This is a genomic window from Amycolatopsis vancoresmycina, from assembly GCF_000716785.1.
GTDB classification, from domain to species: domain Bacteria; phylum Actinomycetota; class Actinomycetes; order Mycobacteriales; family Pseudonocardiaceae; genus Amycolatopsis; species Amycolatopsis vancoresmycina.
On record NZ_JNYY01000006.1, the window covers coordinates 53,497 to 74,797 of the forward strand.

Consider the following 21,301-nt stretch of genomic DNA (forward strand, 5'->3'; position numbering starts at 1 on the left):
TTTTACCTGTGTACGCCTTGCTCAGACGGCGCGGGTGGGGGACGCTCGAAGGGTGACTGAGGAAACGATCCAACTGGAACTGGACGACTCGGGTCTCGCGCCGGGCCTCCCGGCGCCGGCACACCCCCGCGATCAGGTGCAGGATGTCCCCTATCGCCCCGTCGAGTTCCGTGACGACGATCTCCCCGCGGCTCTGGAGCGCTGCGCCAAGTGGCTACGTCAGGCCCAGGAGTGGCTGGGCGAGCCGCTCGACGTCCTGGCCATCCACCTCGACTACGACGACCGCCAGGGTTCGCCGTACTACGACGTGAAGCTCCTGTGCAACGAAGAGGACCTCGCGGGCGTCCCGATCGCCATTCGCAACAAGAAGTAAGCAGGTTCTGGACAGCCGTCAAGACCGCCGGAGAGGGCGGTCTTGACGGCTCTGCCGTCCGGGGCTTCGCCCCGAGCCGGGGGCTCCGCCACCCGGAACCCCCGAAAAGCAGCGTCTCGCGTTCTCAGCCCAGCGTGCTGCCAACCTTGACGTGCCCCTTGAGCAGGTTGCGCGCGATGGTCCGCCGCTGGATCTCGTCGGTGCCCTCGTAGATGCGCAGCAGCCGCAGCTCGCGGTACCACCGCTCGACCGGCAGCTCGCGCGTGTAACCCATGCCGCCGTGGATCTGCAGGACGCGGTCGACGATTTCGTTGGCCTTCTGGCCGCCGTACAGCTTCGCCATCGACTGCGCGTGCCGCGAATCCAGGCCCTGGTCGACCTGCCAGGCGGCGTGCAGCACCAGCCAGCGCAGCGCTTCCAGCTCGACGCCGGAGTCGGCGATCATCCACTGGATGGCCTGCCGTTCGGCGATCTTCTGCCCGAACGTCTCGCGCGTGTTGGCGTGCTCGATGGCCATCGAGATCAGCCGTTCGCACGAGCCGATCGCGCGCGCGGGCAGCAGGTAGCGGCCCTGGCCGATCCACTGCATGGCGAGTTCGAAGCCGCGGCCCTCCTCGCCGAGGATCTGCGTCTCCGGCACGCGGACGTCCTGGAAGATCAGCGACGCCGGGCCCCACTCGCCCATCGTGTCGATGTACTCGGACTTCCAGCCGGCCTCGCGGTCGACGAGGAAGCAGGTGACGCCGCCGTTCGCGCCCTTTTCCGGGTCGGTGATGGCGAAGACCATGGTGAAGTCGGCCTCGTTGCCGCCGGTGATGAAGGTCTTCTCGCCGTTGATGATCCAGTCGCTGCCGTCCTTGCGGGCGGTGGTCCGGATGGCCTTGGCGTCCGACCCGGCGCCCGGCTCGGTGATCGCGAAGCACGACTTGCGCTCGCCGGAGATGGTCGGCAGCAGGTAGGTCTGCTTCTGCTCCTCGTTGGCGTGGAACAGGATGTTGTCGGCGGCCCCGCCGAAGCGGAACGGCACGAAGGTGCGGCCGAGTTCGGCCTCCAGCAGCGCGGCCATCACGGCGGACAGGCCCATGCCGCCGTACTCCTCGGGGGTCAGCACGCCCCAGAAGCCGGAGTCCTTCGCCTTGAGCTGGAGGTCCTTGAGCTCCTCGCCGGTCAGGCCGGGCTGGTGGGCGCGCTCGCGGCGGAGGACTTCCTGCTCGAGCGGGACCAGCTCCCGCTGGACGAACGTGCGGACCCAGTCGCGCACTTCCCGTTCTTCGGTGCTGAGTGAAAAGTCCATGGCTTGGCTGCTCCTCCGACACTGGCTAAGCGCTTGCTTAGCTCCAGGGTACCTCTTCGCCCCTGGGTAACCCCAGACCTCGGCCGGAATTCGTGACAACGGCTTCCGCGCCCGGGAAGATCGGGGGGTGATGGAGATCGAGGTCCGCTGGTCGTCGCCGTTGCCCACCGAAGATCGCTTCATGCGCCTGCTCGACGACGTCGAACAGGGCCGGTTCGAGGCGTACCGGCAGGAGGCGGACAAGCGCCGGTTCCTCACCGGCCGCGTCCTGGCGAAGACGGTCGCGGCCGAGCGGCTCGGCCTGCCGCTCGAGTCCGTGAAGTTCGACGCGACCTGCGAAGACTGCGGCAAGCCCCACGGGCGCCCGCGCATCCCGGGCGCGGACCTGACGCTGTCGATCTCGCACTCGGGCGACCTGATCGGCGTGGCGGCGACCCCGTCGGTCCCGGTCGGCCTGGACGTCGAAACGGCGAACCGCCGCGCGGACGACGGCCTGATCGAGTACGCGCTGAGCCCGGCCGAGGCCGGGCACCTCGCGGGCCTGGACCCGGCGGAGAAGGCGGCGGCGTTCTTCGTCTACTGGACCCGCAAGGAGGCGGTGATGAAGGCCACCGGCAAGGGCCTGCGCATCCCGCTGCAGAGCATCACGTTCTCCCGTTACGACGAACCGGCGAGCTTGGTGTCCTCGGGCGACCCGGCGCTGGACCCGGCGACAACCCGGTTGGCAGACCTGAAGGCCGCGGACGGGTATCGGGCGGCCATCGCGGTGCTGACCACCGAGGAGCTGTCGGTCACCGAGGAGCACTGGGTCCCGCAGCTATAGTTGCGGGCATGTCCACACCGGCGAGCACGGACGAGCCGAGGTACCCGTCGGGCACCTCACCCGCGGCCATCCGGGCCGCGCTCCTGCCCGAGGACGTACCCCGGTTCGACCGCGACTACCGGCACGCTCTCGACGTCGCCCGCGAAGCTCTGAGCCTGACGGACCTCGTGGAAACGCTGGAGTCCTGGCGGCGGATCGCCCGGAGCACGCAGGCGGACCCAGTGGCGCACCGGCGCATGGTGCAGTCGGCCGAGCACGCCCAGCGCACCGGAGAACCGCCCGCCGGCACCCGGCCGTGGAACTCGCTCAAGTCGGAGCTCGGCCTGTAGCTGTGGCTTACGACATCGAGGTGTACCCCGACGTCCAGGACCAGATCCGCGCGTTGCCACAGCAGGCGCTCCACGCCCTGGCTCGATGCGCAACCTGGCGTTCGGGCCGCACGGGGAGGGCCTCCTCACGTACCTGATCCTGGAGGAGCAGAACCGGGTCGACCTGCTTCGCGTCCTCTGGACCGGCTAAGCGACGTCCTCCAGGCCCATCGCGGTCAGCAGCGTGCGGAACTTCGCCGTCGTCTCGTCCAGCTCCGCCTGCGGGTCCGACGCCGCCACGATGCCGCCGCCCGCGTACAGCCGCATCGACGTCGAGGCGATCTCCGCGCAGCGGATCGCCACCGCCCACTCGCCGTCGCCTGCCGCGTCGACCCAGCCGACCGCTCCCGCGTAGTAGTCGCGGTCGAACGGCTCCAGCTCCTTCACCAGGTCACGCGCGCCCTCCGTCGGCGTGCCGCAGATCGCCGGGGTCGGGTGCAACGCCGCCGCCAGGTCCAGGGCCGTGATGTCCGGGTCGGCCAGCTCGCCCGTGATCGGCGTGCGCAGGTGCCAGATCGCCGGGGTGGTGACCAGCTCCGGGCCGGCCGGGACGTCCAGCGTCCGGCAGAACGGCCGCAGCGCCTCGACCAGGTAGTCGATCACCACCGCGTGCTCGAGCTGGTCCTTGCGGGACGTCCGCAGGGCCTCGCCGTTCGCGCGGTCGACGACCGGGTCCGCCGACCGCGGCATCGAGCCGGCGTGCGGGGAGGAGAACACCGTCCGGCCGGTGCGGCGCAGCAGCAGCTCGGGCGTCGCGCCGACGAGCGAGCGCCCGCCCGGCAGCTCGGCCGCGTACGTGAAGTGCCGGGGGTTCCCGACGGCCAGGTTCCGCACGATGCTCTCGGCGGGCACCGGCGCGTCGAACTCGAGGTCCAGCGCCCGCGCCAGGACGGCTTTGCGCAGGTCACGCGCGGCCAGAGCAGCCACCGCGGAACGCACCGCCGACATGTGCAGCGAAGGGGACGGCACCGCACGCACCCGCACGGGCGCCGGCAGCGTCTCGCGCGGCAAGGAAGGCGCCCCCGAAGAGCGGTGGACGGTCCGGGGCACGACGAGGTGGCCCGGCACCTTCGTGTCGGGCCCGGTGTCGAACGGGAGGACGCCGACGGCCAGCGGCGCGCCGGTCTCGGCCAGGACGCCGGGGATCGCCGAGGCGAGCCGTCGCGGGTCCGTCTCGGTGACAGTCCGGAGCGCGCCCTGCGCCAGCAGGGCACGGGACGTCGTCGTGAAGAGGAAGTCGCCTCGCTGGTAGCGGGCGGCGAGGTCAGCCGGGGTCGCCGGCCTGACCGCTCCTGGGGGGTCCAGGGGGGCTTGCCCCCCGGCTGGGGTCTGGGGCTCGGCCCCAGAGGACAGAGAACTCACCACACCAGCGTCCCAGGCGATGGGAGATCCGCGAGGGAAGTGTCGCTCACGACACTCCCCTCGCGGTCAGCTCCAGGTGACGAGCTACTTGAGCGCGTCGATGAGCGCCTCGCGCTGGCGCTCGCCCAGGCCGGCCGCACGCCGGTCCGGGTCGATGCCGGCCTGCTCGAGCAGGGCGGCGACCTTCACCGCGCCGAGGCCGGGGACGGCCTTCAGCAGCTGGGTGACCTTCGTCTTCCCGATGGTCTTGTTCTCCTTGGCCTGCTTGAGCACCTTCTCGATGCTCTCCTTGCCGGACTTGATCGACGCGAGCAGCTCCGAACGCGCCTTGCGAGCCTCGGCGGCCTTGGCCAGGGCCTCGGCGCGCTGCTCCGGAGTCAACGTAGGCAGAGCCAACGTAGTGTCCTTTCCTCTCAGGTCTCCGCTTTCGCGGCCGACAGCTTTTGTGAGTGCTTGCTCCTGCAAGCGCTGCTCAGCCGTCTCTTGCCACGGGCCCAGTAAACGCCACCGGCTTCGTGCCCGTGCAACCGACACGCACTTATTACCCCCGGAGGTGATGCCGGGCAACCCGCTCCGGCCTGCGGAAACGCTCCCGAGAAGGGTCCCGGGTGGCCCTTCTCACCCGGAAGTGGAGCCGCCGCCACGCGCTGTTCTCGCGCACATTTCCTTGCCCATAAGGAAAAGCCGAAAAATTGATGATCTTGATCATCGTCCGGTCGTCGCCCGATCGCGCGACGACCGTGACCGAACGGAGCCGTTGTCGACCATGCCCGCTTCACCCGATCCGCACTAGAGTCGGCCCAACCCCAGTTCACCGGCGAACGACCCCCCGGGAGCGACCATGTTGAGCACCATGCAGGACGGCCAGCTGTCGCTGGCGAACCTGCTTCGCCACGGCACGTCGGTGCACTCGGCGAGCGAAGTCATCACCTGGACCGGTTCAGAAGCCCGCCGGGAGACCTACGGCGACCTCGGCCGCCACGCCGCGCGGCTCGCGAACGCCCTCCGGAGCCTCGGCGTGACAGGCGACCAGCGCGTCGGCACGTTCATGTGGAACAACGCCGAGCACATGGCCGCCTACCTGGCCGTTCCGGCGATGGGCGCCGTGCTGCACACGCTGAACATCCGGCTGTTCCCGGAGCAGCTGGTGTTCGTCGCCAACCACGCCGAGGACCAGGTCGTCATCGTCGACGGCACCCTGGTCCCGCTGCTGGCGAAGCAGCTGCCCGAGTTCAAGACCGTCCGGCACGTCATCGTGGCCAACGGCGACGCCGCGTCGCTGCAGGCCCCCGACGGCGTCCAGGTCCACTCCTACGCCGAGCTGCTGGCCGGCCAGCCGGACACCTTCGACTGGCCCGACGTCGACGAGCGCTCGGCCGCCGCGATGTGTTACACCTCGGGCACGACCGGTGACCCGAAGGGCGTCGCCTACTCGCACCGGTCGATCTGGCTGCACTCGATGCAGGTCTGCATGAGCGACAGCATGAACCTGGCGCAGAGCGACACCGCGCTGGCCATCGTGCCGATGTTCCACGCGATGGCGTGGGGCCTGCCGTACGCGGCGCTGATGGTCGGTGCGTCGCTGCTGATGCCGGACCGCTTCCTCCAGCCCGCGCCGATCGCCGCGCTGCTGGCGGCCGAGAAGCCGACGTTCGCGGGCGCGGTCCCGACCGTCTGGCAGGGCCTGCTCGCCCACCTCGAAGCCCATCCGCAGGACATCTCCCACCTGCGCGAAGTCGTGGTCGGCGGGTCGGCGGTGCCGCCGTCGCTGATGCACGCGTTCCAGGAGAAGCACAACGTCTCGATCCTGCACGCCTGGGGCATGACCGAGACGTCGCCGCTGGGCAGCGTCGCCCGCCCGCCGGCGTCGGCGACCGGCGAAGAGGCCTGGCGCTACCGCTACACGCAGGGCCGCTTCCCGGCGTCGGTTCGGGCCCGGCTGATCGACGACGACGGCGCGGTGCTGCCGTGGGACAACGACGCCGTCGGCGAGCTCGAGGTCCAGGGCCCGTGGATCGCGGCGTCGTACTACGGCGGCAGTGACATCGACCCGGACAAGTTCCACGACGGCTGGCTGCGCACCGGTGACGTCGGCAAGATCAGCGCCGACGGCTACCTGACGCTCACCGACCGCGCCAAGGACGTCATCAAGTCCGGCGGCGAGTGGATCTCCTCGGTCGACCTGGAGAACCAGGTGATGGGCCACCCGGCGGTCGCCGAGGCCGCGGTCGTCGGCATCCCCGACGAGAAGTGGGACGAGCGGCCGCTGGTCGCCGTCGTGCTCAAGGAGGGCCAGCGCGTCACGCCGGAGGAGCTGCGCGACTACCTGGCCGACAAGGTCGCGAAGTGGCAGCTGCCGGAGAACTGGACGTTCGTGGACGAAGTCCCCAAGACGAGCGTCGGCAAGTTCGACAAGAAGCGGATCCGCGCGTCCTACTCCGAGGGAAAGCTCGACATCGCCCAGCTCTAACGGGTAAATCTCCGGCGAGTCTTCACGCTTGAGAAGGCCACCATGGGGGAACCTACCTCCCTCATGGTGGTCTTCGGGGCACGTCGGAGGGGTTCTGGGGATGCAGCGGAACAGGCGGAGCTTTCTCGCGCTCGCAGGCATGGGCGCGCTGGCGACGGCATGCGGGTCGAACACCGGGCGGCAGGGTGACCCGCCGCCCTCGACGGCCTACTCGGCTGGGCCGCCGCCGTCGGACGCGCCGAAGGTCGCGCTCCAGCAGTGGTACCACGCCTACGGCGAGGACGGTGTCCAGGACGCCGTCAAGCGGTACGCGGCGAGCTACCCGGGCGCGGCCGTGACCGTGCAGTGGAACCCGGGCGACTACGACTCGAAGATCGTCACCGCGCTGCAGAACAGCAAGGTGCCGGACGTCTTCGAGGCGCAGGTCAAGATCGACTGGGTGCGGCAGAACCAGGTCGTCTCGCTCGACGACGTCATCGCGCCGGTGAAGGGCGACTTCAGCCCGGCCGTGCTGGCCGCGCAGACCGTCGAGGGCAAGGTCTACGGCATCCCGCAGGCCACCGACACGCAGGTGCTCTTCTACCGCAAGAGCCTGCTGCAGGCGGCGGGCGTGCAGCCGCCGCAGACGGTCGACGAGCTGGTCGACGCGGCCGCGAAGCTGACCAAGGACGGCGTCAAGGGCTTCTTCGCGGGCAACGACGGCGGCGTCGGCGTGCTCACCGGCCCCCTGCTGTGGTCGGCGGGGCTCGACTACCTGAAGAACGACAACCGCGAGGTCGGCTTCGACGACCCGCGCGCGGCGACGGCGCTGGCCAAGCTGCACACGCTCAACGCCAACGGTTCCCTGCTGCTCGGTGCGCCGGCGGACTGGTCGGACCCGGGCGCGTTCATCGACGGGCTCACCGCGATGCAGTGGACCGGGCTGTGGAACGTGCCGAAGATCCGGCAGGCGTTCGACGACGACTTCGGCGTCCTGCCGTTCCCGAAGCTGGACGGCAGCGGCGCGCCGTCGGTGCCGGTCGGGGCGTACGGCGCGATGGTGAACGCCAAGAGCGCGCACGTCGCCGAGGCCAAGGCGTTCGTGAAGTGGCTGTGGATCGACCAGACGCAGGACCAGCTGGAGTTCGCGACGAAGTTCGGCTTCCACGTCCCGGCCCGGCAGAGCCTGGTCGGCCGCGCGGACAGCCTCAAGTCCGGCCCGGCCGCCGACGCGGCCCGGTTCGTCAAGGAGCACAGCCACCTCGTCGGCGGTCCGGTGTGGACACAGCAGGCGAACACGGCGTTGTCCGACGCGGTCGCGAAGATCGCGAAGGAGGGCGCGGATCCGGCAGCACAGGTGAAAACCGCCGTCGAGGTGGCTCGCGCCGAGCTGAAGCGCTTGTTCGGATGAAGCGGCGCGATGCGCGCGCGTTCTGGTTGTTCGTCGGGCCGTTCCTGATCGGGCTGGCGGTGTTCGCGTACCTGCCGATCGGCTGGAGCGCGTACCTGTCGTTCTTCGACGCGCGCAACACGGTGACGCCGACCGAGTTCGTCGGGCTGGACAACTACGCGCACATGCTCACCGACGAGCCGTTCCTGTCGAGCCTGGGGACGTTCAGCGTGTTCGCGCTGTTCATCGTGCCGCTGACGTTCGCGTTGTCGCTGGCGCTGGCCCTCGGCGTCAACCAGCTCCGGTTCGCGCGTGCGTTCTTCCGGTCGGTGTTCTTCCTGCCGTTCGCGTGCTCGTACGTGGTGGCGTCGCTGGTGTGGAAGACATCGCTGTTCTCCGGTGTCCGATATGGACTGGCCAACACGGTGCTTTCGGTGTTCGGGATCGACCCGGTGGCCTGGACCGGGACGGTGCACCCACCGCTGTACTGGGTAGTGCTGGTGACGGCGAGGCTGTGGCTGCAGCTGGGGTTCTACATGATCCTGTTCATCGCGGCCCTGCAGCGGATCCCGGCCCAGCTCTACGAAGCGGCGTGGCTCGACGGCGCGAAACCGGGCTGGCAGGTGTTCCGCCACATCACGCTGCCGCAGCTGCGCGCGACGGCGGTGGCGGTGCTGCTGCTGAACCTGATCAACGCCTACCAGGCGTTCGACGAGTTCTACAACATCATGGGCGACTCGCGCGGCTATCCGCCGTTCGCCCGGCCGCCGCTGGTGTACCTGTACTACACGTCACTGGGTTCGGGCGGCCAGGACCTCGGCCGCGGCAGCGCGGGGGCGGTGATCCTGGCGTTGCTCATCGCACTGGTGACGTTGCTGCAGGGCCGGGTGCTGCGGTTCGGGCGGGTGTCATGAGGGCGTTCCTGCGGTGGACGTCCCTTGTCGTGGCGGCAATCCTCTTCCTGCTGCCGTTCTACCTGCTGCTGCGCAACGGCCTGGCGTCGCGATCGGACATCACGTCTCCACAGTGGACGTTCTTCCCGTCCACAGTGCACTGGGAGAACTTTTCGCGGCTGTTCTCGCTTTCGGACGTCCCCTTCGCGCGCAGCCTGCTGAACTCGGCCGTGGTCGCCACCCTGCAGACGACCGGCCTGCTGGTGGTCTGCTCACTGGCGGGCTACGGCCTGGCACGGATCCCGTACCGGCATTCCAAGATCGTGTTCTACGCGGTGCTGGCGACCCTGATGATCCCGACGTCGGTGACGTTCGTGCCGAGTTTCGTGGTGGTCTCGTCGCTGGGCTGGCTGTCCGACTTCCGCGGGCTGGTCATCCCCGGGCTGTTCAGCGCGTTCAGCGTGTTCCTGTTCCGCCAGTACTTCCTCGACTTCCCGCGCGAGCTGGAGGAGGCGGGCCGGGTCGACGGCCTGAGCCGCTGGGGCGTGTTCCGGCGGATCGTGGTGCCGAACTCGAAGGGCTTTTTCGCCGCGGTCGCGGTCATCACCGTGATCGGCAGCTGGAACGCGTTCCTGTGGCCGCTGATCATCGCGCAGTCGCCGGATTCGTGGACGGTCCAGGTGGCGCTGTCGGGCCTGCTGACGGCCCAGAACCCGCAGCTTAACCTCCTGTTCCTGGCGGCGGCGGTGTCGATCCTGCCGATCGTGCTGTTGTTCGTGTTCCTGCAGCGGTACCTGGTGCGCGGGGTGACGGAGTCCGGTTTGGGCGGCTCGTAACACGCGGCGGCCCGGCTGCGACTTGGGAGCGTCTCTCAGGAAGCAGGTGCGTGATGACCAGTTCCACCCCCTACCCGCCCGTCAACCCGGACGACCCGCAGTACCCGGCCTCGGCGCCGGTGCCGGTGCCGGTGCCGTCCCAGTCCTACCCGGTGCAGTACGCGGCGGCCCCGAGCCCGTACCCGATGCTGCGCAACAGCGGGCTGGCCGTCGCCGGCATGGTGGTCGGCATCCTCGCGCTGATCGGTTTCTGGATCCCCATCGGCGACGTGGTCATGGGCCTGATCGCGATCGGGCTGTCCTGGGCCGGCCTGCAGCAGAGCTCCCGGCCCGGCTACACCGGCCGTGGCATGGCCATCGCCGGACTGGTCTGCGGTGGCATCGCGATGATCCCGGCGATCATCGTGGTGGTCCTCTTCTTCACCGCGGCGACCGCCGTGACCACGTGCGGCGCCTTCTGCTGAGCCGTCCGCGGCGGAAATGACCACAACCTTCGGCGGTACACCCCAGCTCGGCAACTGTGACAGGGTGAACTCAATTGTCACGGTGAATGTTTTTCACGTTCACCCCGTGTCCACCCACGCCCGGCAGCGTGCCGGTCAACCGAGAAGACTGGGGAGCGAACAACCATGGCCGAACTCACCCGGCGCACCTTCGCCACCGCGGGCGCCGCCGGTCTCGGGCTGCTGCTGTGCACGCCCACCGCGAACGCCCTCGACCGCGCCCTGCGGCTCACGAGCACCCGCTCGGTCAGCACGTCCGGCACGACCCTCGAGCAGGTCGCCGCGGGCGGGGGCACCAGCACCTACTCGCGCCTGTCCGCCGGCCCCGGGTGGCCGCTGGTCGTGCGCAGCGACCTCGCCACGCCGCAGAGCGGGCGCGACGACCGCCGCCGCGCCCTCAGCTCGTTCGTCCAGTTCACCGACCTGCACATCACCGACGCCGAGAGCCCCGCGCGGTTCGAGTACCTGCACCCCTTCATCGGCTCCGCGCACCGGCCGCAGGAAGTCCTCGGCACCGTCGCCACCAGCGCGCTCGTCGAACGCGTCAACAGCGTGCGGCAGGGCCCGTTCACCGGGCGGCCGTTCGACCTGATGGTCACCACCGGCGACAACACCGACAACCACGAGCTGATCGAGCTCGACTGGTTCCTCAAGGTCCTCAACGGCGGCAGCGTCACCCCGAACTCCGGCGACACAGGCGCCTACGAGGGCGTCCAGAACTCCGGCAACCACGAGTTCTGGAACCCGGGCAAGCCTGGCACCGACGACTACTCCGCCAAGGGCTTCCCGCAGATCCCCGGCCTGCTCGAAGCGGCCACGAAGACCTTCACCGCACCCGGGCTCGACGTTCCGTGGTTCTGCACGTTCGGCAACCACGACGACAGCATCGTCGGCTCGCTGCCGGCGAACATCCCGGGCATCGACGCCTGGTACACCGGCCGGTACAAGGTGATCGGCAAGGACGAGACCACGGCGAAGAAGCTCGCCGACGCCATCAAGAGCGGCTCCGGCGTCCCGGTCGCCGAGCTGTTCGGCGGCAGCGGCACGATCCGCGAGGTCACGCCGGACGCCCGGCGGCGCCCGTTCGGCACCGGCGAGTTCGTCCGCGCGCACCTCGACACCGCCAACACCGGCCCCGGCCCGGTCGGACACGGCTTCACCAGCGCCAACGCCGACGGCCAGAACGTCTACTACACGTTCCGCATCGCGCCCGGCGTCACCGGGATCAGCCTCGACACCACCACCGACGCCGGGTTCGCCGACGGCTCGATCGGCCTCGCGCAGTACTCGTGGGTCGAGTCGACGCTGAAGCGCAACAGCTCCACCTACTACGACTTCTTCGGCCGCAAGGTCACCCACGCGGTCACCGACGAGCTGTTCATCCTGTTCAGCCACCACACCAGCGGCACGATGACCAACCTGCTGCCGGACTCGCGCCACCTGCTCGACCCGCGGCTGAACGGCGACGCGTTCGTCGCGCTGCTGAAGCGGTTCCCGAACGTGCTGGCCTGGGTCAACGGCCACACGCACCTCAACAAGATCACCCCGCACGCGGGCAACACGCCGCAGCAGGGCTTCTGGGAGATCAACACCGCCTCGCACGTCGACTTCCCGCAGCACGCCCGGATCGTGGAGGTCGCCGACAACGCCGACGGCACGTTGTCGCTGTTCACGACGTTGATCGAGGCACAGGCGCCGTACGCGGTGGACTACGACGCCCGGACCCCGCAAGCGCTTGCGTCGCTGTACCGGGAGCTGTCCTACAACGACATCCACACCAACCTGGGCCGCGTCGGCGCGGCCGAGGACCACAACACGGAACTGCTGCTGGTCAACCCCCTGTCCTGAGCCTGCCGCGGCTGTCGTGAGTGGTAAGGCGTGTTCTAACCCGCCTTACCACTCACGACCGGCGGGAGGTGCGGCACAGTGGTCGCATGACTGATCTTGAAGGCACGCAGCTCTTCCACCGCTCCATGCCGTTCTCCGAACGCCTCGGTGTCGAGGTGCTGGAGCACGGGCGTGAGCTCGTCCGCAGCCGGCTGAAGTGGGACGAGAGCCTCTGCACGCTCGGGGGCGCGCTGCACGGGGGTGCGCTCATGGCGCTGGCCGACTCGACCGGTGCCGTGTGCGCGTTCCTCAACCTGCCCGAGGGCGGGCAGGGCACCACGACCGTCGAGTCGAAGACGAACTTCCTGCGCGCGGTGCGTTCGGGCTACGCCGTTGCGTCGTCCAGACCACTGCACGCCGGCCGCAAGTTCGTCGTGGTGGAGACCGAAATCCACGACGACGAAGGCAAGTTGGTCGCGAAAGTGACACAGACGCAGGCCGTCCTCTAGGTACCTGTTTACATACCCGGCCGGACCGGCGAAAATCCCTGGCTACTGGGTGGGCCGATCAGGGAGCCGGGATGCGCGTACGCAAGTTGTTCACCTTATTGTCAGTGGTTGTGTTATCCGTTGTTACCGCGCAGGTCGCCGAGGCCGGGCCCGTCCGGCCCCGCGACGACGAGGCGATCGACTACCACGAGTGGACCGGTGGCCGCTTCCACGAAGGCGGCTTCGCCGGGGTGGCGCTGAACCGGGACGGGCTGCGCATCACGCACCCGATCGGCACGGTGCAGCACACCGAACCGGAGCTCGGCACGACCAGAACGTACGAATACGGCCAGTGGACGTCGCCGTCGTACCGGCTGGGGTTCGGCGCGACGCAGCTGGTGGCGTCGTGGAACGCCAAGACGCCGTCGAAGACCTGGCTGCAGGTGGAGGCGCAGGGCCGGACGTCCGCGGGCGCCGAAACCGCGTGGTACGTGATGGGCCGCTGGGCCAGCGGGGACGCCGACATCCTGCGCACCAGCGTCGACGGCCAGGACGACGCCAACGCCATGGTGGACGTCGACACGCTGGTCATGAAGACCGGCGTCACGCTGAAGTCGTACCACCTGCGGATCAGCCTGTACCGCGAAGCCGGGTCGGGCGCGACGCCGTCGGTGAGCCTGCTGGGCGCGATGACGTCGGCCGTGCCGGACCGCTTCGACGTCCAGACGACCAAGCCGGGCCGGGCTGCCGGGATCGAGCTGAAGGTGCCCGCGTACGCGCAGAACCTCCACAAGGGACAGTTCCCGCAGTACGGCGGGGGCGGCGAAGCCTGGTGCAGTCCGACGTCGACGGAGATGGTGGCCGAGTACTGGGGCAAGAAGCCGTCGGCCGAGGAGATGTCGTGGATCCCGGCGGACTACGTCGACCCGCAGGTGGCGTTCGCGGCGCGCTACACCTACGACCACGCCTACGACGGCACCGGCAACTGGCCGTTCAACACCGCGTACGCGGCGTCGCGCGGGCTGCGCGGCCACATCACGCGGCTGCACTCGCTGAACGAGCTCGAGGAGTACATCGCGCGCGGCATCCCGGTGATCACGTCGCAGTCGTTCCTGTCCTCGGAGCTCGACGGCGCCGGCTACGGGACCTCGGGGCACATCATGGTCGTCGTCGGCTTCACGAAGGACGGCGACGTGATCGCGAACGACCCGGCGTCGAGCAGCAACGACCGGGTCCGGAACGTGTACAAGCGCGACCAGTTCGAGAAGATCTGGCAGCGGACCAAGCGCTACCGCGCGGACGGCTCCGTGGCGGGCGGCCCCGGCGGCATCGCGTACCTCATCACCCCGGCCTGACCGGCGTCGGCGGGGCGCCGCGACCGGCGCCCCGCCGGGCTCACCAGGTCTTGCCGGCCTGCTCCCGGATCGCGCGGTTGATCCGGTTGAAGAAGCCGCTGAGCGCGATGTGCAGGACGATCGCGGACAGCTGCTTCTCGTCGAAGTGCGCGGCGGCGGCCGCCCAGATCTCGTCGGTGACGCCCGGCTGGCCGTCCTCGATCCGGGTGGCGGCTTCGGTCAGCGCCAGCGCGGCCCGTTCCGGCTCGGTGAAGAACGGCGTCTCGCGCCAGGCGACGACGCTGTGCAGCCGGTCGTCGGTCTCGCCCTGCTTCTTCGCCGACTGGACACCCGCGTAGGTGCACGGGGCGCAGCCGTTGATCTGGCTGGCCCGCAGGTGGACCAGCTCCAGCAGCAGCGGGTCGACGCCGGCGGCGTGCACCGCCTTGAACAGCTGCTGGACCGCGCCGGTCACCTCGGGACTGCTGGTGCTCTTCAGCCGTGGTTCCATCGTTCCTCCATCGGTTACCTGTGCCCCTCCGGGCTCGTCATGTCCACGACGGAGCAGGATCGAGGAAGGTAACGACATGTCCGACACGGTGGCCGCGGCGTTCGAAGCCCGGCGCGACCGGTTGCACGCGGTGGCGCACCGCCTGCTGGGCTCGCACGCCGACGCGGAGGACGCGGTCCAGGAGGCCTGGCTCCGGCTGGCCCGCCAGGACGCGACGGCGATCGAGAACCTCGACGGCTGGCTGACGACGGTGGTCGGCCGGATCAGCCTGGACGTGCTGCGGTCGCGCAAGGCCCGCCCCGAGTCGCCCTACGACGAGATCGTGGTGGCGGTCGAGGAGGGCCCGGAGGCGGACGCGGAGCTGGCCGACTCGGTGGGGCTGGCGCTGCTGGTGGTCCTGGAGTCGCTCGGCCCGGGCGAGCGGCTGGCGTTCGTGCTGCACGACCTGTTCGCGGTGCCGTTCGAGGAGATCGCCCGCATCCTGGGCAAGAGCCCGGCCGCGGCCAAGATGCTGGCCAGCCGCGCCCGCCGCAAGGTCCGGACGCCCTCGGTGCCGGCCGGGCCGTCCCAGCGCGAGGTGGTCCAGGCGTTCCTGACGGCGGCTCGTGATGGCGACTTCGAGCAGCTGCTGCGCATCCTCGACCCGGAGGTCCGCTTGACGGTCGACACCCCGGACGGCGTGGTGGTGGTCCTGGGCGCAACGAACGTGGCGGCGGGAGCCAGGATCGGCGCGGCGGCGGACGGCAGCGCGGTGTTCGTCGGCGGCCTGCCGGGCGTGGTGGCGTGGCGCGCGGACGGGACACCGATGTCGGTGGTGGCGTTCACGGTGGTGGACGGGCGGATCGTGAGCATCGCGTCGGTGGCGGACCCGGTGAAGCTGGCGTCGATGGCGCTGCCGGAGCCGCCCGGGACTGTCGGTGGTGCCCGGTAAGCTGGAAGACGGGGGCCGGAGGCCCGTGCAACTCGCCGAGCAAGCTGCAGGAGCACCCCGCCGGACCGCGGCGGGGGCCGCGCCGCCGAGCCGCAACTGTGACCGGGCGCCGGACCGCTGACGGCCCCGAGTCGCCGACCTCGCGCCGCCGAGCCACCTGCCCTTGCGCCGCCGCCTGCGCTCAAGTCGCCGACCACAGCGCCGCTCCACCGCAGCACAGCCATCCTCCGCAGGCCCGCCGCGCAAACCACCGGTCGAGTTGCGTAACACGCAACTCGTTGCGCAAACGTCACTCATGCGGATGTCGCCATGTCCGCGCGATCCGTGATTAGCTGCCGTCAGGACCAGCCAGAGCCGGAAGGTGGATTCGCATGCCGTACGAGGTGCAGGGGGTCGTTTCGCGGGGTAAGGGCGAGCCCGTCTCGCTGGAGACCGTCCTCGTGCCCGATCCCGGTCCCGGCGAAGCCGTCGTGAACGTCCAGGCCTGCGGGGTCTGCCACACCGATCTGCACTACCGCGAAGGCGGGATCAACGACGACTTCCCGTTCCTGCTCGGCCACGAGGCCGCCGGGGTCGTCGAGGCCGTCGGCGACGGCGTCACCGACCTCGAACCCGGTGACTACGTCATCCTCAACTGGCGGGCCGTCTGCGGTACCTGCCGGGCCTGCAAGCGCGGCAAACCGTGGTACTGCTTCGCCACCTTCAACGCCGCCCAGCCGATGACCCTGCAGGACGGCACCAAGCTGTCGCCCGCGCTCGGCATCGGTGCCTTCCTCGAGAAGACCCTTGTCCACAGCGGACAGTGCACAAAGGTCAACCGGGACGCCGAACCCGCCGTGGCCGGGCTGCTCGGCTGCGGGGTCATGGCCGGGCTCGGTGCGGCCATCAACACCGGTGCCGTCACCCGCGGTGACTCCGTCGCGGTGATCGGCTGCGGTGGGGTCGGGGACGCCGCCGTCGCCGGGGCGAAGCTCGCGGGCGCCACCACCATCGTCGCCATCGACATGGACGACCGGAAGCTCACCTGGGCGAAGGACTTCGGTGCCACGCACACCGTCAACAGCAAGGGCCTGTCCGAAGCGCAGGTCGTCGAGGCCATGCAAGAGGCCACCGGCGGCTTCGGCCCGGACGTCGTGATCGACGCCGTCGGCAGGCCCGAGACCTGGCGGCAGGCCTTCTACGGGCGCGACCTGGCCGGCACCGTCGTGCTGGTCGGCGTGCCGACGCCGGACATGCGGCTGGACGACCTGCCGCTGATCGACTTCTTCTCGCGCGGCGGCTCGCTCAAGTCGTCGTGGTACGGCGACTGCCTGCCGAGCCGGGACTTCCCGATGCTCGTCGACCTCTACCTGCAGGGCCGGCTGCCGCTGGACAAGTTCGTCACCGAGCGGATCGGCGTCGACGGTGTCGAGCAGGCCTTCGAGCGCATGCACCACGGGGACGTCCTGCGCAGCGTGGTGACGTTCTGACCCTCTTCACCGACGACGAGTACCCGGCCGAGCCCTACCCGGGCACCCGGCCGGGTTACTCGTTCGTGCACGTCGACGGCGTCGGGCACCCGCTCGACACCGCCCCTGCGGGCTGGCGCGAGCGGCTGGCCGTGCTGGCCTACGGCTCGAACGCGAACCCGTCGAAGATCACCTGGCTGCGCGCCCGGCTCGGCTTGGAGGGCCCGGTCGTGGTCGCGCACGCGCGCTGCGCCGGGCTCGCCGCGGTGTGGGCCGCCGGTTTCCGCGTGGTCGACGACCAGCGCCCCGCCACCCTCACCGCGCTGGACGGCGCCGAAGACCACGCCATCTGGTTCGTGACGCCGGACCAGCTCGCGGTCCTGGACCGCTGCGAGGGCCGCGGCACCCGCTACCACCTGGCCCGGCTCACCGAGCCCGACGTCACCCTCGAAGACGGCACGCGCCTGACCGAGGTGCACACCTACGTCGGCGCCGCGCCGATCCGCTACCCGCTGCTGGTCGGCGGCGTGCCGGTGCGCACCGCCGACGTCCCGCAGGCCGAAGCGGCGAAGCTCGACGGCGTCGCCGCCGACGGCCACGGCGTGCCGTGCGAAGTCGTCACACCAGCTTTCCCGGGTTGAGGATCCCGGTCGGGTCCACCGCGGACTTGGCCGCGCGCAGCACTTCGACGCCCAGCGAGCCGATTTCCGCGCCCAGGTAGGGCGCGTGGTCGACGCCGACGGCGTGGTGGTGCGAGATCGTGCCCAGCCCGGCGATCGCCTCGGACGCCGCCGCCTTCGCCCGCTGCCACTGGCCCACCGGATCGGCTTCGTCCCGAGCCGTCAACACCGTGAAGTAGAGCGACGCACCCGTCTCGTACGCATGGGAAATGTGGCACATGACGATCGCGCGGCCCAGCGCGGCGGTCAGGGCCGCCCGGACGTCGTCGCGCAACTCGTCCACATTGGACCAGTAGGCCGCCGTTTCGAGCGTCTCGACGCAGACCCCCATGTCCAGCAGGACATCCCGCTGCCGGGGGCCGGCGAACCGGCCGTGCCGCCACGATTCGCCGAGCGCCTTGCCGACACGGACGGCGCCCGCCGCCTTCAGCCGCCGGGTCGTCTCGCGACGGCGCAGCGCCACGTCGTGCGCGGTGCCTTCCCAGCCGACGATGAGGAAACACGGCCGTCGCACGCCCCGCGCGGCCAGGTAACGGCGCAGCGCCGCCGTCTTCAGGCCCGCGTTCAGCGCCAGCGAGACCTCGGTTTCGTCCACATCGGACAGCCGGGTGACGTCGGCGAGCGCGTGGTGCTGCGCGAGGTCCCGCACCGCCTCGGCGCCGGCCGTCCAGCCCGGCAGGGCGTACCCCTCGTACCGCCGGACCTGCGGCGCCGGCCGCACCCGCAGCGCGACTTCCGTGATGACGCCGAGCGTTCCTTCGCTGCCGACGGCGAGCTGCCGCAGGTCCGGACCGGCCGCCGACGCCGGCGCGACGCCGAGCTTCCACGGACCGCGCGGGGTGGCCAGCCGCACGCCGGTCACCATGTCCTCGAAGCGCCCGTAACCCGACGACGCCTGGCCCGCCGAGCGCGTCGCCGCGAACCCGCCGATCGTGGCGCGCTCGAACGACTGCGGCACGTGCCCGAGCGTCAGGCCGTGCTCGCCGAGCAGCCGTTCCGCCGCGGGCCCGCGGACCCCCGCCTGCAGGACGGCGATGCGCGACTCGGCGTCGACCGACACGAGCGCGTCGAGCCGGACGAGGTCCAGCGCGATCACCGACGCCTTCTCGCCGCGCAACGCCGCGACGCCGCCGACCACCGACGTGCCGCCGCCGAACGGCACCACGCCGACGTCGTGCCGGACGCAGACGTCGAGGACCGCCTGGACCTCGTCGGGATCGGCCGGGAGCACCACCGCGTCGGGCACCGGGAAGTCCGCCGAGGCCGCCCGGCGCCGCAGGAGGTCGAGGTAGGACAGCCCGGTCGCCCGCGCGAGCCGTGCCGCGGCGTCCACCAGCACGTTTTCCTCGCCGACCACCTTCGCCAGGTCGTCCTCAGCAGACTTCGCGAGTTTCGGTGACGGTATTTCCACCGGCATTTCCCGCGCTGGAGCGGCGGCGGGGGCGACCGGACCGATACGCTGGTCGAGCCACCTGGCCGCCCGCGCGGGCAACGGGACGGCGGCTGATGCGTCCTCGGTCCAGGACCGGCGGAGGCGGTGGTCAATGAGCGGGTTCACGACTACAGTGTGACATATGGACGTGAAACGTCACACCACCCAGACCGCGGGTTCCTCCGCGCTCGCGGACACCCGCAACCGCCAGACGGCGACGCGCGTGGCCGATGACGTGCTGCTCGACGCCGCGCGCTCGTGCGTGCTGGCCGTCGGTGTGCGCCGCACCACACTCGCCGAGATCGCCCGCACCGCGCGCGTCAGCCGGATGACCGTCTACCGCCGGTTCCCCGACGTCCGCAGCGTGCTCGCCGCGCTGATGACCCGCGAATTCAGCGGGCTGCTGCGCACGGCGAGCGAACGCGGCGCCGACGCCGCCCACAGCCGCGACCGGCTCGTGCTGATCGCGGCGGCCGGTGTGCGCGCGCTGTCGACCGATCCGCTGTTCCGCACCCTGCTCGACGTCGACCCCGAGCTCGTCCTCCCGTACATCGTGGAGCGGCTCGGCGCGACGCAGAAGTTCGCCGAACAGGCGTTGCACCAGCTGCTGGAGGCCGGCCACCAGGACGGTTCGATCCGCCGGGCGCCGGTCGCCGTCCAGTCCCGGTCGGTGCTGCTGGTGGTGCAGTCGTTCGCGTTCTCGCTGCGGCCGGCCACGGCGGACGTGCCCGAGGCGGCGCTGATGGCGGAGTTCACCCACGTGCTCGACGCGGCGCTGAAGCCGTGACGTCGGGCTCGCTCAACGCGCGGCGCCGCGAACGTGAGCTGGCGGAGCTGGCGGGGGGCGAGCGGGTCGACGTCGTCGTGGTCGGCGGCGGGGTCACCGGCACGGGCATCGCGCTGGACGCGGCTTCGCGGGGTCTGTCGGTGGCCCTGGTCGAGGCGCACGACCTCGCGTTCGGGACGTCCCGCTGGTCGTCGAAGCTGGTGCACGGCGGCCTGCGGTACCTGGCCCACGGCGAACTCGGGCTGGCGCACGAGAGCGCGGTGGAGCGCGGGATCCTGATGACGCGCACGGCACCGCACCTCACGCGCGCGATGCCGCAGCTGTTCCCGTTGTACCCCAGCACTTCCCGGCTCCAGCAGCGCGTCGTCGCGGCCGGTTTGCTGGCCGGCGACGCGCTGCGGCGGGCGGCGCGCACGCCGTCGTCCGTGCTGCCGCGGCCGCGCTCGGTCCCCGCCGCCGAAGCGTTGGCGTTGGCACCGGGCCTGTCCGCCGGTGGCCTGCGGGGAGGATTGCTGGCCTACGACGGCGCGTTGGTCGACGACGCCCGGCTGGTGGTGACCCTGGCCCGGACGGCGGCGTCGTTCGGCGCCCGGATCCTGACGCGGCTGTCGGCCACTTCGCTGTCCGCGGACCGCGTCCAGGTGCGTGACGGCATTTCGGGCTCCACCATGGACATCCACGCACGTCAGGTCATCAACGCGACGGGCGTGTGGGCGGGGACGCTGACGGGCGCGGTCCGGCTGCGGCCGTCGCTCGGATCGCACCTGGTGCTGGCACCCGGGACGGTTCCGATGGGGACGACGTCGGTGAACATCGGCGTGCCCGGGGAGACCAACCGGTTCGTGTTCCTGCTCCCCCAGCCGGACGGCCGGGTCTACCTGGGACTGACGGACGAGCCCGTTTCCGGTTCGATCCCTTCCGTGCCGGTGGTTCCGGAGTCCGATGTGGACTTCCTGCTGTCACTGGCGTCGTCGGTGCTCGCCCGGCCGCTGACCCGGGCGGACATCGCCGGGTCCTACGCGGGCCTGCGCCCCCTCGTGGAGGGCGGCGGCCGGTCGGCGGACCTGTCCCGCAAGCATGCGGTCCTGGCGGGCTCGGACGGGCTGCTGACCGTGGTGGGCGGCAAACTGACGACGTACCGCCGGATGGCCGAGGACGCGGTCGACGCGGCGGTCCGCCTGGCGGGACTGACGGCGGCACCCTGCCGCACCGCGCGGTTGCCGTTGCTGGGCGCGGCGCCGCGACCCGAACTGTCCTTTGTGGACGCATCGCCGCGGCTGGTGGCCCGGTACGGCACGGAGGCACCGCGCGTGGCAGCCCTGGGTGAGCTGGACACGGAGTTCTCGACCCCGGTGGGACCCGGGACGGAGATCACCGCGGCCGAGGTCGTGTGGGCCGTCCGGAACGAGGGGGCACTGGACGTCGAGGACGTCCTGGAGCGCCGGACGCGGCTGGCGCTGATCCCGGCGGACGCCGAGGCCGCTCGGGCGCGGGTGGCGGAACTTGTCGACAAGTCGCTGGCGGGTCTTCTCGACTAGCCGGACTTGATGTTCTCTTGATTTGACGTCTCAT

Annotated in this window: 21 protein-coding genes; 16 read left to right on the top strand and 5 right to left on the bottom strand. The window is 70.6% G+C overall.

Annotated features, from left to right (window positions below):
• Positions 1–52 precede the first annotated feature (52 nt).
• On the top strand, positions 53–373 hold the full coding sequence (locus OO60_RS15240) for a hypothetical protein (protein WP_004561305.1): 321 nt from the start codon (positions 53–55) through the stop codon (positions 371–373).
• 124 nt (positions 374–497) lie between these two features.
• Here OO60_RS15240 and OO60_RS15245 read toward each other — a convergent pair whose 3' ends face one another.
• Positions 498–1,667 carry an acyl-CoA dehydrogenase family protein gene (locus tag OO60_RS15245; RefSeq protein WP_004561304.1) on the bottom strand — a complete coding sequence of 390 codons (1,170 nt, stop codon included), beginning with the start codon at positions 1,665–1,667 and terminating at the stop codon, positions 498–500.
• 130 nt (positions 1,668–1,797) lie between these two features.
• On the opposite strand from OO60_RS15245, the gene OO60_RS15250 reads away from it, so the two are divergent.
• Together OO60_RS15250 and OO60_RS15255 are read left to right on the top strand one after the other, a co-directional pair.
• A complete protein-coding gene (locus OO60_RS15250) occupies positions 1,798–2,490 on the top strand; it encodes a 4'-phosphopantetheinyl transferase family protein (RefSeq protein WP_004561303.1) in 693 nt (230 codons plus the stop codon).
• Between the two features lie 8 nt (positions 2,491–2,498).
• The gene (locus OO60_RS15255) at positions 2,499–2,819 is read left to right on the top strand and encodes a DUF6247 family protein (protein ID WP_004561302.1); all 321 of its coding nucleotides are present in this window, start codon (positions 2,499–2,501) and stop codon (positions 2,817–2,819) included.
• A gap of 186 nt (positions 2,820–3,005) precedes the next feature.
• Here the strand turns inward: OO60_RS15255 and OO60_RS15260 are convergent, their stop codons facing one another.
• Entirely contained in the window at positions 3,006–4,163 is a 1,158-nt protein-coding gene (locus OO60_RS15260; RefSeq protein ID WP_205624276.1) for an isochorismate synthase, read from the bottom strand.
• Between the two features lie 141 nt (positions 4,164–4,304).
• Positions 4,305–4,616, bottom strand: a complete 312-nt coding sequence (gene mihF, locus OO60_RS15265; RefSeq protein WP_051767699.1) for an integration host factor, actinobacterial type — start codon at positions 4,614–4,616, stop codon at positions 4,305–4,307.
• Between the two features lie 445 nt (positions 4,617–5,061).
• Between mihF and OO60_RS15270 the strand changes: the two genes are divergently transcribed.
• From OO60_RS15270 to OO60_RS15305, 8 genes are all read left to right on the top strand, one after another.
• Positions 5,062–6,690 carry a long-chain fatty acid--CoA ligase gene (locus OO60_RS15270; RefSeq protein WP_004561298.1) on the top strand — a complete coding sequence of 543 codons (1,629 nt, stop codon included), beginning with the start codon at positions 5,062–5,064 and terminating at the stop codon, positions 6,688–6,690.
• Positions 6,691–6,790: 100 nt separating this feature from the next.
• Positions 6,791–8,080, top strand: a complete 1,290-nt coding sequence (locus OO60_RS15275) for an ABC transporter substrate-binding protein (RefSeq protein ID WP_081656081.1) — start codon at positions 6,791–6,793, stop codon at positions 8,078–8,080.
• Entirely contained in the window at positions 8,077–8,973 is an 897-nt protein-coding gene (locus OO60_RS15280) for a carbohydrate ABC transporter permease (protein ID WP_004561296.1), read from the top strand. Before OO60_RS15275 ends, OO60_RS15280 begins: the two co-directional genes overlap by 4 nt.
• Positions 8,970–9,788, top strand: a complete 819-nt coding sequence (locus tag OO60_RS15285) for a carbohydrate ABC transporter permease (protein WP_033261558.1) — start codon at positions 8,970–8,972, stop codon at positions 9,786–9,788. Before OO60_RS15280 ends, OO60_RS15285 begins: the two co-directional genes overlap by 4 nt.
• Before the next feature lie 53 nt (positions 9,789–9,841).
• The gene (locus OO60_RS15290) at positions 9,842–10,252 is read left to right on the top strand and encodes a DUF4190 domain-containing protein (protein WP_004561294.1); all 411 of its coding nucleotides are present in this window, start codon (positions 9,842–9,844) and stop codon (positions 10,250–10,252) included.
• Positions 10,253–10,417: 165 nt separating this feature from the next.
• Positions 10,418–12,139 (top strand): TIGR03767 family metallophosphoesterase, encoded by a 1,722-nt coding sequence (locus tag OO60_RS15295; RefSeq protein WP_004561293.1) that lies wholly within the window; start codon positions 10,418–10,420, stop codon positions 12,137–12,139.
• Between the two features lie 86 nt (positions 12,140–12,225).
• Positions 12,226–12,627: a PaaI family thioesterase gene (locus OO60_RS15300; RefSeq protein ID WP_033261559.1), complete on the top strand. Its 402-nt coding sequence runs from the start codon at positions 12,226–12,228 to the stop codon at positions 12,625–12,627.
• 71 nt (positions 12,628–12,698) lie between these two features.
• Positions 12,699–13,961, top strand: a complete 1,263-nt coding sequence (locus OO60_RS15305) for a peptidase C39 family protein (RefSeq protein ID WP_205624275.1) — start codon at positions 12,699–12,701, stop codon at positions 13,959–13,961.
• A gap of 40 nt (positions 13,962–14,001) precedes the next feature.
• Here OO60_RS15305 and OO60_RS15310 read toward each other — a convergent pair whose 3' ends face one another.
• Positions 14,002–14,451: a carboxymuconolactone decarboxylase family protein gene (locus OO60_RS15310; RefSeq protein WP_004561290.1), complete on the bottom strand. Its 450-nt coding sequence runs from the start codon at positions 14,449–14,451 to the stop codon at positions 14,002–14,004.
• Between the two features lie 76 nt (positions 14,452–14,527).
• On the opposite strand from OO60_RS15310, the gene OO60_RS15315 reads away from it, so the two are divergent.
• The 3 genes from OO60_RS15315 to OO60_RS15325 all read left to right on the top strand — a co-directional run bounded on the left by OO60_RS15315 (position 14,528) and on the right by OO60_RS15325 (position 17,471).
• Positions 14,528–15,382, top strand: a complete 855-nt coding sequence (locus OO60_RS15315; RefSeq protein ID WP_004561289.1) for a sigma-70 family RNA polymerase sigma factor — start codon at positions 14,528–14,530, stop codon at positions 15,380–15,382.
• Positions 15,383–15,753: 371 nt separating this feature from the next.
• Complete coding sequence (locus OO60_RS15320) at positions 15,754–16,851, top strand: S-(hydroxymethyl)mycothiol dehydrogenase (RefSeq protein ID WP_004561288.1); 1,098 nt, start codon at positions 15,754–15,756, stop codon at positions 16,849–16,851.
• 65 nt (positions 16,852–16,916) lie between these two features.
• Positions 16,917–17,471, top strand: a complete 555-nt coding sequence (locus tag OO60_RS15325) for a gamma-glutamylcyclotransferase family protein (RefSeq protein ID WP_004561287.1) — start codon at positions 16,917–16,919, stop codon at positions 17,469–17,471.
• On the opposite strand, the gene OO60_RS15330 is transcribed toward OO60_RS15325, so the two are convergent.
• On the bottom strand, positions 17,449–18,927 hold the full coding sequence (locus OO60_RS15330; protein ID WP_425304652.1) for an FAD-binding oxidoreductase: 1,479 nt from the start codon (positions 18,925–18,927) through the stop codon (positions 17,449–17,451). The genes OO60_RS15325 and OO60_RS15330 overlap by 23 nt on opposite strands.
• 238 nt (positions 18,928–19,165) lie before the next feature.
• On the opposite strand from OO60_RS15330, the gene OO60_RS15335 reads away from it, so the two are divergent.
• Together OO60_RS15335 and OO60_RS15340 are read left to right on the top strand one after the other, a co-directional pair.
• Positions 19,166–19,729: a TetR/AcrR family transcriptional regulator gene (locus tag OO60_RS15335; protein ID WP_033261714.1), complete on the top strand. Its 564-nt coding sequence runs from the start codon at positions 19,166–19,168 to the stop codon at positions 19,727–19,729.
• Positions 19,726–21,267, top strand: a complete 1,542-nt coding sequence (locus tag OO60_RS15340; RefSeq protein ID WP_004561284.1) for a glycerol-3-phosphate dehydrogenase/oxidase — start codon at positions 19,726–19,728, stop codon at positions 21,265–21,267. The genes OO60_RS15335 and OO60_RS15340 overlap by 4 nt, the downstream gene beginning before the upstream one ends.
• The last annotated feature ends 34 nt before the right edge of the window (positions 21,268–21,301 follow it).